The sequence below is a fragment of the Streptococcus parasanguinis genome (assembly GCF_901875555.1).
GTDB classification, from domain to species: Bacteria; Bacillota; Bacilli; order Lactobacillales; family Streptococcaceae; genus Streptococcus; species Streptococcus parasanguinis_H.
Window position 1 is genome coordinate 1 of record NZ_CABFMD010000016.1, and the last position, 10,534, is coordinate 10,534.

The following is a 10,534-nucleotide window of genomic DNA, read 5'->3' on the forward strand; positions in this document are numbered from 1 at the left end:
TCGGGAAGTAGCTCAGCTTGGTAGAGTACTTGGTTTGGGACCAAGGTGTCGCAGGTTCGAATCCTGTCTTCCCGATAGTGTATTGAAAGGTCTAATGATTTCATTAGGCTTTTTTGGTATTTCTTTAGTTAAATGACAAGAAAAAAGAGCTTTCGCTCTTTCCAACTTTATTTATTTCGCAGTTCAACATAACGGTTATACCAAATTTTGATATATTCCTCTGAAAAAGGACCTTTGTTTTGGTTGATCCAATCTACTAATACCTTTACATTTTCCTTCAAAATAAAGTCAATGTTGTCTGAATAGTGCATTTTCTCTTTATGCTGCTCATATTCTTCAACATCTAACAATTTTTTTTCACCATTTGTAAAGACCTTGACATCGAGATCATAGTCGATATATTTTAAGGCTTCTTGGTCGATGTGAAAAGGACTTGCTAGGTTACAGTAGTATGATACACCACTGTCACGGATCATGGCGATGATGTTAAACCAATATCTTTTATGGAAATAAACGATCGCTGGTTCACGCGTGATCCAACGTCTACCATCACTTTCAGTAACAAGTGTGTGATCATTTACTCCAATAATTGCATTTTCGGTTATCTTTAATACCATAGTGTCACGCCATGTACGGTGTAAACTGCCATCATGTTTATAACTTTGAATTGTAATAAAGTCGCCTTCTTTAGGTAGTTTCATAACTTACCAACTTTCTACAATCTAAGTATATCCTCTATATTGTATCATATTTTTTCAATTTTTTTCTTATTTTTCTATTTAATTTTCAATTTGGTTTATGAATCTAAGAATTCTCTAATGGCTGACGTTATATCACTATAATCGTACCCTTTTCTTGCCAGTGCTTGTGTTAAACGTTGTTTGAGGTCGTAGCCTTCATATTTTTTACTGTATTTACGGTATTGTTTATCTAACTCCTTTATGATGAGCTCATTTGTTGTTTCTTCATTTGCTTCTAGTTCAAGATTTTGAAACGCTATCTTTGCTTGGTTGTATGCAAAACCTTTTGAAATGAGTCCTTGGATGATTTTCGTTTCAATGGCTTTTAATGGGTATTTTCCTTGGTATTTTTTTAAGAATTTTAAAGCTGTACGATCGACAACTTCTGAAAAATCATAGTCTTCAAGTATTTCTTGGAGGATTGATTTTGGGATCCCTTTTTGTTGTATTTTTTGTTGTAATAAGACAGGGCCTTTATCGCCACTGAGGAGGTTAGCCTCTATCAGGTTTCTGGCATATTGACGATCATCTAACCACTTTTCTTCTTTTAGGTGTTGGACAACTTTATCAATAATCTCACTTTCAATCTCATATTTTGTAAGGTAGTCTCGGACTTCTTTTGTGGTCCGAGCTTTAAAGGAAAGATGGTAAAGGGCCAGGTTTTTACCATAGGAGTATTGAGCAAACTCTTGGATTTCTTTTAGTTCTTCTTCACTGATTTCTTTCTCTTTGGAGAGAAAAAATTTGACGATGGTGTCTTCTGTAATATAAAGTTTTTGATCACTGTCTAATTCCAGGAGATAGAGTCTTTTTTTCTTTTCTAGTTTTGTAATTTTCATGTTTTTATTATACCGAAAAATGTGTTAAGATAGGGATATGAACGTTAAAGTAAAACAAAAAATTCCTTTGAAAATTAAACGAATGGGAATTAACGGAGAAGGAATTGGCTTTTATAAAAAAACACTTGTCTTTGTGCCTGGTGCTTTGAAGGGAGAAGATATCTTCTGCCAAATTACAAGTGTCAAGAAAAATTTTGCGGAAGCCAAACTCCTATCTGTGAATAAGGCATCTAAGTTTCGTGTGACGCCCATGTGTGATATCTATGAGACCTGTGGGGGCTGCCAAATCATGCATTTGAAGTATGACAAGCAGTTGGAGTTTAAGACAGATTTATTGCAACAGGCCTTGAAGAAGTTCTCACCTGAAGGCTTTGAACAGTATGCTATTCGGCCGACAATCGGAATGAAGGAGCCTCTTTACTATCGGGCAAAATTGCAATTTCAAACAAGGAAATTCAAGGGTCAGGTCAAGGCGGGGCTCTATGCTCAAAATTCACATTATTTGGTAGAATTAAAAGATTGTTTGGTTCAAGATCCGGTTATTCAAGCGATTGCTACTGATCTAGCGGATTTATTGACCTACTATCAGATTCCGATTGCTGATGAGCGAAAAGAACTGGGTGTCAGAACCATGATGGTTCGACGGGCTCGGAAGTCTGGTCAGGTTCAGATCATTGTGGTCACTAGTCGGCAGATTAATTTAAAGGATTTAGTGGAAGACTTGGTTAAGAAACACCCTGAGATTGTCACCGTTGCTGTTAATAAAAATACGTCTCGCTCCAGTGAAATCTATGGGGACCAAACACAGATTATTTGGGGTGAAGAGGCTATTCTTGAAGGTGTTTTGGATTACGAATTCTCCCTTTCTCCTCGTGCCTTTTATCAACTGAATCCAGAGCAGACTCAAGTCTTGTATAGTGAAGCGGTTAAGGCTTTGGATGTTTCGTCAGAGGACCATCTGATTGACGCCTACTGTGGTGTTGGAACAATTGGGTTTGCTTTTGCGAATAGAGTGAAAAGCGTCAGGGGGATGGATATTATTCCTGAAGCGATTGAAGATGCCAAATACAATGCTAAACGGATGGGATTTGAGAATACCCACTATGAGGTTGGTACAGCAGAAGAGATCATTCCTCGCTGGTACCAAGAAGGCTATCGAGCTAATGCTGTGATCGTGGATCCACCTCGTACGGGATTGGGTACAAAATTGATCGAGACCTTGTTGCACTATGCACCTGAAAAGATGGTCTATGTCTCTTGTAATGTCTCTACTTTGGCACGGGATCTAGTGGCTTTGACAAAGGTTTATCAGGTTGAATACATTCAATCAGTGGACATGTTCCCCCATACTGCAAGGACAGAAGCAGTTGTAAAATTAGTGAAGAAGTGAAAGAAGAAGAATGGATATTTGGGAAAAACTTTATCATGAGGCGAAAGCTCTCTATGCGCCTCAAGAAGTTTCAGATTTTGTCTATGCTCGGCATGTAGTCGCTGCTGTTGAGGCTGAAGATGGTCAGATTTTTACGGGCTTTTGTATGGAAGGAACCTGCGGCGTCTTTCATTTATGTGCTGAACGAGCGGCCCTTTTCAACATGTATCAACAATCAGGACAGACCAAGGTCAAGCGCATTATTGCTTTTCGAGACAAGCCTCCTTATGGAGAAGGTTCAGGGATGCCTTGTGGGGCCTGCCGTGAATTTCTCCTTGAGCTAGATGCAGAGAATCGTCATCTAGACTTTATGGTGGATTATGCCAGTCGTAAGACCATTACTTTAGGTGAGTTGATGCCTCTTTGGTGGGGCGAAGAACGGGCTCGTCAGAGAGAGAATAAAGGGAATGAGTAGAGGAAATAAATAAATGGACAATGTTATTGATGTATCGATTCCAGTTGCTCAAGTCATTGATCAACATCCGGAAGTATTGGATTTGTTGGTGGAGTTGGGTTTTAAACCGTTAGCCAATCCCATCATGCGCAATACGGTTGGGCGCAAGGTTTCCTTGAAGCAAGGATCAAAATTAGAAGGTACTCCTATGGAGAAGATTGTGCGAACCCTAGAGGCTAATGGGTATGAAGTAGTGGGGCTAGATCAATGAGTGATGAACGAATTCATGTCTTAAGAGACATCTTGTTAGAGCTTCATCATGGAGCATCTCCTGAGTCGGTCCAAGAACGATTTGACGCGACTTTTAGCGGGGTTTCTGCGATTGAGATCTCTCTCATGGAACATGAACTGATGAATTCGGATGCAGGTGTTACTTTTGAAGATGTTATGGAGCTTTGTGATGTCCATGCGAATCTCTTTAAGAATACTGTTCAAGGGGTCGAAGTGGCAGATACTGACCATCCAGGTCATCCAGTTCAGATCTTTAAACAGGAGAACCTAGCCCTTCGTGCCGCTATGATGCGGGTCCGTCGCTTACTGGATAATTATGAGACAACTGAGGATCCTGAGATGATCCAAGAGATTCATAAGGGCTTACTGCGTCAGTTGGGCTTGGTGGGTCAATTTGATCGGCATTATCGCCGGAAGGAAGAGTTGATGTTTCCGATTATGGAAAAATATGGGCATGATTCCCCACCAAAAGTGATGTGGGGGGTGGATGACCAGATTCGGGAACTCTTTGCGCAAGTTTTGGATGTGGCCAAGAAATTACCAGATTTTAGTATTTCTGAAGTCAAAAAGTGTTTTGAAGCTTTTGCGCAAGAGTTTGAGGGTATGATCTTCAAGGAAGAGTCGATCCTCTTGATGATTTTGCTGGAGGCCTTTACCCAGGATGATTGGCTTTCCATTGCAGAAGAAAGTGATGCTTATGGTTATGCCATTATTCTCCCAAGTGAAAAATGGGTGCCAAAACGCGTAGGTTTCAAAGAAGAACCACTGAAGGAGCCAGAAGATTCTACTGAACTTCTTCCTTCTTCAAATGGAGAAGAGCACCGTCAGGTCATTGAGACGCCTGAGGGACAGTTGACCATTACTTTCACGCCTAAGAAAAAAGAAGAGAGCTTCAATCGCAAGCAAGCTCAACCATTTGGTAATGGCTATTTGTCAGTCGAGCAAGCGAATTTGATATTGAACCATCTGCCCATGGAGATCACCTTTGTCAATAAGGATGATATTTTCCAATATTACAATGATGCTGCGCCTTTTGAGGAGATGATTTTCAAACGGACACCGTCGCAGGTGGGACGCAATGTGGAGCTGTGTCACCCTCCGAAATATTTGGAGAAGGTCAAAGCCATCATGCTGGGGCTTCGTGAAGGAAAAAAAGACAAGTATGAAATGTGGTTCAAATCAGAATCGCGTGGGAAATTTGTCCATGTCACCTATGCAGCAGTGCGTGATGAAGCTGGAGACTTTCAAGGGGTCTTAGAATATGTTCAGGACATTCAACCTTATCGGGAGATCGATACGGATTTTTATAGAGGGATGGAGTAAAGATGAGTTACGAAACAGAGTTTATGAAGGAGTTTGAGGAGTGGATCAAGACCCAAGTCATGATCAATGAAATGGCTCTCGAAGAAAGTAAGAAGGTTTTTGATGAAGACCAGGATGAGCGAGCTAAAATCGCGATGATTCGCTATGAAAGTCGCTTGGATGCCTATCAGTTCTTGCAAGGGAAGTTTGAAAATTTCCATGCTGGAAAAGGATTTCATGATTTACCAGATGGCCTCTTTGGTGAAAGAAAATATTAATAACACCTTATTGAAGGCGTTTTACTAGCTAGATTTACCTGAAAATTGAGCAATGACTTGATTTTTTAAGGGATTGTGATACAATAAAAAAGTTGAAATGACATCAACGGATTATTGAATGGAATTATGGTGATGAAACCTTGTTGCCTTAGGAATTGATCACTGAATTTAGGAGGAAAAATGGCAAAGAAGAACGTAAACCGTGCGAAACAATACAAACATCAAAATAGACATCTTTTGAAAAAAGCTGTCGCAACTGTAACTGCAGCTGTTAAAGAAACACCTAAAAAAGTTGAGAAAGCTACAAAAGCAGTAGCGAAAGAAGTGAAACAAGCGGCTTCTTCAGTGGAAGAGTTTGCTTCAAGTTTGGAAGGTGTGGCACTTGATCGTGTGCAAACATTCTATGATGAAGGTATTCGCTCTGTTGCGGACTTCGCTAACTGGACAGAGAAAGAGTTGTTGGCCCTTAAAGGAATTGGCCCAGCTACAATCAAGAAATTGAAAGAACTAGGCGTTAAATTTAAATAATCGCTTTTGTGATTTCTTGCTATTTCCAGGAGATCTTGATAAAATGAAGCTATTAGAGGTGTTTTGAATCCCCACATTTTACAGAAAGTGGCGGTGCTGAGAAGCCCACAAATGTGTCAAAACTGGTTGCTAATGGATAAAAACGAAATATTAAATAGTCTTTTTGTTTTAAAGATGAGAGATGCGGGCATCTGCCCGAAATTGGGTGGTACCGCGGATACATATTCGTCCCTGTCATGTAGATGGCAGGGGCGATTTTTCTTTTACACCCTTAGCCAAAGGAGCTTGTCATGAAACAATCTTTTAACACCAGTAAACTCTACTATGGTTTTCCTATCTTCATCTTAGGGTATCAGGACCAGAACTTTGGGCACAATATCACAACCTGCAGTTCCTCCTATAGCCTAGGAGATTGGCTGGTCATCGGTGTTGGTGCTGAGGAAAATGCGGCTGACCAGATTAAGCACTATCAACAGTTTACTGTGAACATTCCTGATGAAACCTTCATGCTTGAGATGGAGCAGGCTGGCTTTATCAGCCATCGGGAGAAGTTGGAACACTTGAAACTGGACTACGAGATTTCTGAACGGACCCATGCACCGATTTTGGAGGCTTGCCCAGTCGTATTGGATTGCCAGGTAGATAGGATCATCGAGGAAGATGGTATCTGCCATATCTTCGCTAAGATTCTCGAGCGACTGGCTAATCCAGAACTCTTGGACGATAAAGGCCATTTTAAAAATGACTGCTTTGCCCCAACTTACTTTATGGGGGATGGTCATCAGCGTGTTTACCGTTATCTAGATGACCGAGTCGACCCCATGGGAAGCTTTATCAAGAAAGCGAGGAAGAAGAATGGTAAGAGCTGAACTGCCAGAACGAATCGAAACGGAGCGTCTCGTTTTACGAGTCCGTACAGTGGCGGATGCTGAGGATATCTATGCCTACGCTAGTCTCCCAGAGGTCTCTTATCCAGCAGGCTTTCCGCCTGTCAAGACCTTGGAAGATGAGATTTATTACCTAGAACATATCCTTCCCGATCGTAATGAAAAGGAAAATCTCCCAGCTGGCTATGGAATTGTGGTCAAAGGGACTGATAAAGTGATTGGTTCTGTTGATTTCAATCACCGCCACGAAGACGATGTGCTGGAGATTGGCTATACCTTGCACCCAGACTATTGGGGACGAGGTTATGTACCAGAAGCAGCGCGTGCTTTGATTGATCTAGCTTTCAAAGAACTGGGGCTTCATAAGATAGAATTGTCTTGCTTTGGCTACAATATCCAAAGTCAACGAGTCGCTGAGAAACTTGGTTTTACCCTTGAAGCTCGCATAAGGGATCGAAAAGATGCCCAAGGCAACCGTTGTGATGATTTGAGATATGGCTTGCTGAAGAGTGAATGGGAGGTGGATTGATGCATGTTTTCATCATTGGAGCTCCAGCTTCAGGGAAAATGACCATTGGTCAGGAACTTTCGAAACTCACCGGTGCAACTCTCTTTTTCAACCATCAACCCATTGATTTTGCACTCGAAATCTATCAAGATTTTACAGAGGAAATGTGGGAATTTGTTCGTGGAATTAACTTTTCTTTTCTTGGAACAAGCGCCAGGAATCATCGGTCGGTGATTTTAACAGGCGTAATTGACTTTTCAAATCAATACCAACTGATGTATTTGAAGGATATTCAAGATTTGTTAAATGAGTATCATCAAGAGATTCTTTTTGTTGAATTAGAAACGTCTCTAGAGGAGCGGTTACGTCGAAATCGGACGGAGAATCGTTTGAAATACAAACCCTTGAAACGGTATGTTGAGGTATCTGAAAGAGAAATTTTAGAGACTGATAAAACAAATCAACTTAATTCTCAAAAGCAACCGAGTGGTCTTCACTACTATCTTAAAATTGATAATACGAATCTGTCTGCAGAAGAAGTCGCAAAGCAGATTCAAGAAAAAATGAAAACAATAGAGAAAGGACACACACATGTCTAAAGAACTTTCACCTAAATACAATCCAGCCGAGGTTGAGGCTGGTCGTTACCAAAAATGGCTTGACGAAGATGTTTTCAAGCCTTCAGGCGATCAAAAGGCTAAGCCTTATTCAATCGTTATTCCACCACCAAACGTAACTGGGAAACTTCACCTTGGTCACGCTTGGGATACTACTTTGCAAGATATCATTATCCGTCAAAAACGGATGCAAGGTTTCGATACGCTTTGGCTTCCAGGGATGGACCATGCTGGGATTGCCACTCAAGCTAAAGTAGAAGCGCGTTTGGCTGAAGATGGCATCTCTCGTTATGACCTTGGTCGTGAAAAATTCCTTGAGAAAGTCTGGGAATGGAAAGACGAATATGCGACGACTATCAAGGAACAATGGGGCAAGATGGGGCTCTCTGTAGACTATTCTCGTGAGCGTTTCACCCTTGACGAAGGTCTATCAGAAGCCGTTCGTAAGGTCTTTGTAGAGCTCTACAAGAAGGGCTGGATTTACCGTGGTGAATTTATCATCAACTGGGATCCAAAAGCTCGTACAGCCCTTTCTGATATCGAGGTGATTCACAAGGATGTGGAAGGTGCCTTCTACCACATGAACTACATGTTGGAAGACGGTTCACGTGCCCTTGAAGTGGCAACAACACGTCCTGAAACTATGTTTGGGGATACAGCCGTAGCGGTTAATCCAAATGACGATCGTTATAAAGATTTGATTGGTAAAAATGTTATCTTGCCAATCTTGAACAAACCGATCCCAATCGTTGGCGATGAACACGCAGACCCTGAATTTGGTACTGGTGTGGTTAAAATCACTCCTGCCCACGACCCTAATGACTTCTTGGTTGGTCAACGTCATCATCTTCCGCAAGTGAACGTTATGAACGATGATGGGACTATGAATGAATTGGCTGGTGAATTCAACGGCATGGACCGCTTTGAAGCTCGTAAGGCTGTTATCAAGAAGTTAGAAGAAATCGGTGCCCTTGTTAAGATTGAGAAGATGACTCACTCAGTTGGTCACTCAGAGCGTACTGGAGTTATGGTTGAGCCACGCTTGTCAACGCAATGGTTTGTCAAGATGGACCAATTGGCGAAAAATGCTATCGCAAACCAAGATACAGAGGACAAGGTAGAATTCTACCCACCTCGTTTCAACGATACCTTCCTTCAATGGATGGAAAATGTCCACGACTGGGTTATCTCTCGTCAGCTCTGGTGGGGTCACCAAATCCCTGCTTGGTACAATGCTGAGGGTGAAATGTACGTCGGCGAAGAAGCACCAGAAGGCGACGGATGGAAACAAGACGAAGACGTCTTGGATACTTGGTTTAGTTCTGCCCTCTGGCCATTCTCAACTATGGGCTGGCCTGATGTTGACTCAGAAGACTTCAAACGTTACTTCCCAACTTCAACCCTAGTAACAGGTTACGATATCATCTTCTTCTGGGTGTCTCGTATGATCTTCCAATCATTGGAATTCACAGGCCGCCAACCATTTAAAAATGTCCTTATCCACGGCCTTATCCGTGACGAGCAAGGACGCAAGATGTCTAAGTCACTCGGTAACGGTATTGACCCAATGGATGTTATCGAGAAATATGGTGCTGATGCTCTCCGTTGGTTCCTTTCAAACGGTTCTGCACCAGGTCAAGACGTGCGCTTCTCTTACGAGAAAATGGATGCTTCTTGGAACTTCATTAACAAGATCTGGAACATCTCTCGTTACATCCTCATGAACAATGAAGGGTTGACCTTGGATGCGGCGCGTGAAAATGTGGCTAAAGTCGCTACTGGTCAAGCAGGTAACGTTACAGATCGCTGGATTCTCCACAACCTCAACGAAACTATCGGCAAAGTCACTGAAAACTTTGACAAGTTTGAATTTGGTGTTGCCGGTCACATCCTCTACAACTTTATCTGGGATGAGTTTGCAGACTGGTATGTTGAGTTGACTAAGGAAGTGCTTTATAGCGATAACGAGGACGAAAAAGTTATCACACGTTCGGTTCTTCTTTACACCTTGGATCAAATCTTGCGTCTCCTTCACCCAATCATGCCATTCGTGACTGAGGAAATCTACGGTCAAATCTCTGAAGGAACAATCGTGACTGCGGAATACCCAGTGGTTCGTCCAGAGTTTGAAAACGAAGAAGCGGCAGCTGGTGTTGAAGCTCTTAAAGATGTGATTCGCTCCGTTCGTAACTCACGTGCAGAAGTGAACGTAGCGCCAAGCAAACCAATCACAATCTTGATCAAGACAAGCAACAGCAAGCTCGATACTTTCTTTAATGATAATGTCAACTACATCAAACGCTTCACAAACCCAGAACACTTGGAAATTGCAGCAGATGTCGAAGTGCCTGATTTGGTTATGTCAAGCATCATCACAGGCGCAGAAATCTACTTGCCACTTGCTGACCTTCTCAATGTCGAAGAAGAACTCGCTCGTCTTGAAAAAGAATTAGCCAAATGGCAAAAAGAACTGGATATGGTCGGTAAGAAGCTCTCTAACGAACGATTCGTAGCCAATGCCAAACCAGAAGTCGTCCAAAAAGAACGCGACAAACAAGCCGACTACCAAGCTAAATACGATGCAACCGTTGCACGTATTGATGAGATGAAGAAACTCGTGAAATAAACACAGAAACACGGCGGAATGTACTGACCCCAAAAAGTTAGACAAATAATTTAAGTGAAGGATTTAGTTCTGTATTGCACAGGACTAAGTCCTTT

General features: G+C 41.9%; 12 protein-coding genes and 1 tRNA gene. 11 read left to right on the top strand and 2 right to left on the bottom strand.

Annotation, left to right across the window (positions count from 1 at the left end):
• The first annotated feature begins 1 nt into the window (after nucleotide 1).
• Nucleotides 2-75 (top strand) — tRNA-Pro (locus JX304_RS04710).
• A 92-nt stretch (nucleotides 76-167) separates the two neighbouring features.
• Here JX304_RS04710 and ntdP read toward each other — a convergent pair.
• A complete protein-coding gene (ntdP, locus tag JX304_RS04715) occupies nucleotides 168-701 on the bottom strand; it encodes a nucleoside tri-diphosphate phosphatase (RefSeq protein ID WP_205011487.1) in 534 nt (177 codons plus the stop codon).
• A gap of 95 nt (nucleotides 702-796) precedes the next feature.
• Nucleotides 797-1,579 (bottom strand): recombination regulator RecX, encoded by a 783-nt coding sequence (recX, locus tag JX304_RS04720; protein ID WP_205011488.1) that lies wholly within the window; start codon nucleotides 1,577-1,579, stop codon nucleotides 797-799.
• 37 nt (nucleotides 1,580-1,616) lie between these two features.
• On the opposite strand from recX, the gene rlmD reads away from it, so the two are divergent.
• The 10 genes from rlmD to JX304_RS04770 all read left to right on the top strand — a co-directional run bounded on the left by rlmD (nucleotide 1,617) and on the right by JX304_RS04770 (nucleotide 10,439).
• Entirely contained in the window at nucleotides 1,617-2,969 is a 1,353-nt protein-coding gene (gene rlmD, locus JX304_RS04725) for a 23S rRNA (uracil(1939)-C(5))-methyltransferase RlmD (RefSeq protein WP_205011489.1), read from the top strand.
• 10 nt (nucleotides 2,970-2,979) lie between these two features.
• A complete protein-coding gene (locus tag JX304_RS04730) occupies nucleotides 2,980-3,423 on the top strand; it encodes a cytidine deaminase family protein (protein ID WP_205011490.1) in 444 nt (147 codons plus the stop codon).
• 13 nt (nucleotides 3,424-3,436) lie between these two features.
• Nucleotides 3,437-3,673 carry a DUF1858 domain-containing protein gene (locus tag JX304_RS04735; RefSeq protein WP_003014300.1) on the top strand — a complete coding sequence of 79 codons (237 nt, stop codon included), beginning with the start codon at nucleotides 3,437-3,439 and terminating at the stop codon, nucleotides 3,671-3,673.
• Entirely contained in the window at nucleotides 3,670-5,016 is a 1,347-nt protein-coding gene (locus JX304_RS04740) for a DUF438 domain-containing protein (protein ID WP_205011491.1), read from the top strand. The genes JX304_RS04735 and JX304_RS04740 overlap by 4 nt, the downstream gene beginning before the upstream one ends.
• Before the next feature lie 2 nt (nucleotides 5,017-5,018).
• Nucleotides 5,019-5,273, top strand: a complete 255-nt coding sequence (locus JX304_RS04745; RefSeq protein ID WP_013903179.1) for a DUF1912 family protein — start codon at nucleotides 5,019-5,021, stop codon at nucleotides 5,271-5,273.
• A gap of 180 nt (nucleotides 5,274-5,453) precedes the next feature.
• Nucleotides 5,454-5,801, top strand: a complete 348-nt coding sequence (locus JX304_RS04750) for a helix-hairpin-helix domain-containing protein (RefSeq protein ID WP_205011492.1) — start codon at nucleotides 5,454-5,456, stop codon at nucleotides 5,799-5,801.
• 290 nt (nucleotides 5,802-6,091) lie between these two features.
• On the top strand, nucleotides 6,092-6,670 hold the full coding sequence (locus tag JX304_RS04755; protein ID WP_205011493.1) for a flavin reductase family protein: 579 nt from the start codon (nucleotides 6,092-6,094) through the stop codon (nucleotides 6,668-6,670).
• Nucleotides 6,657-7,217, top strand: a complete 561-nt coding sequence (locus JX304_RS04760) for a GNAT family N-acetyltransferase (protein WP_205011494.1) — start codon at nucleotides 6,657-6,659, stop codon at nucleotides 7,215-7,217. The genes JX304_RS04755 and JX304_RS04760 overlap by 14 nt, the downstream gene beginning before the upstream one ends.
• Nucleotides 7,217-7,795 carry an AAA family ATPase gene (locus JX304_RS04765; protein WP_205011495.1) on the top strand — a complete coding sequence of 193 codons (579 nt, stop codon included), beginning with the start codon at nucleotides 7,217-7,219 and terminating at the stop codon, nucleotides 7,793-7,795. The genes JX304_RS04760 and JX304_RS04765 overlap by 1 nt, the downstream gene beginning before the upstream one ends.
• Nucleotides 7,788-10,439 (top strand): valine--tRNA ligase, encoded by a 2,652-nt coding sequence (locus JX304_RS04770; RefSeq protein WP_205011496.1) that lies wholly within the window; start codon nucleotides 7,788-7,790, stop codon nucleotides 10,437-10,439. The genes JX304_RS04765 and JX304_RS04770 overlap by 8 nt, the downstream gene beginning before the upstream one ends.
• The last annotated feature ends 95 nt before the right edge of the window (nucleotides 10,440-10,534 follow it).

Coding starts and splice junctions, on each gene's coding strand:
- JX304_RS04745 (WP_013903179.1), top strand. CDS start 5,019: ATGAGTTACGAAACAGAGTTTATGAAGGAGTTTGAGGAGTGGATCAAG.
- JX304_RS04730 (WP_205011490.1), top strand. CDS start 2,980: ATGGATATTTGGGAAAAACTTTATCATGAGGCGAAAGCTCTCTATGCG.
- JX304_RS04770 (WP_205011496.1), top strand. CDS start 7,788: ATGTCTAAAGAACTTTCACCTAAATACAATCCAGCCGAGGTTGAGGCT.
- recX (WP_205011488.1), bottom strand. CDS start 1,579: ATGAAAATTACAAAACTAGAAAAGAAAAAAAGACTCTATCTCCTGGAA.
- JX304_RS04740 (WP_205011491.1), top strand. CDS start 3,670: ATGAGTGATGAACGAATTCATGTCTTAAGAGACATCTTGTTAGAGCTT.
- JX304_RS04765 (WP_205011495.1), top strand. CDS start 7,217: ATGCATGTTTTCATCATTGGAGCTCCAGCTTCAGGGAAAATGACCATT.
- rlmD (WP_205011489.1), top strand. CDS start 1,617: ATGAACGTTAAAGTAAAACAAAAAATTCCTTTGAAAATTAAACGAATG.
- JX304_RS04760 (WP_205011494.1), top strand. CDS start 6,657: ATGGTAAGAGCTGAACTGCCAGAACGAATCGAAACGGAGCGTCTCGTT.
- JX304_RS04750 (WP_205011492.1), top strand. CDS start 5,454: ATGGCAAAGAAGAACGTAAACCGTGCGAAACAATACAAACATCAAAAT.
- JX304_RS04755 (WP_205011493.1), top strand. CDS start 6,092: ATGAAACAATCTTTTAACACCAGTAAACTCTACTATGGTTTTCCTATC.
- ntdP (WP_205011487.1), bottom strand. CDS start 701: ATGAAACTACCTAAAGAAGGCGACTTTATTACAATTCAAAGTTATAAA.
- JX304_RS04735 (WP_003014300.1), top strand. CDS start 3,437: ATGGACAATGTTATTGATGTATCGATTCCAGTTGCTCAAGTCATTGAT.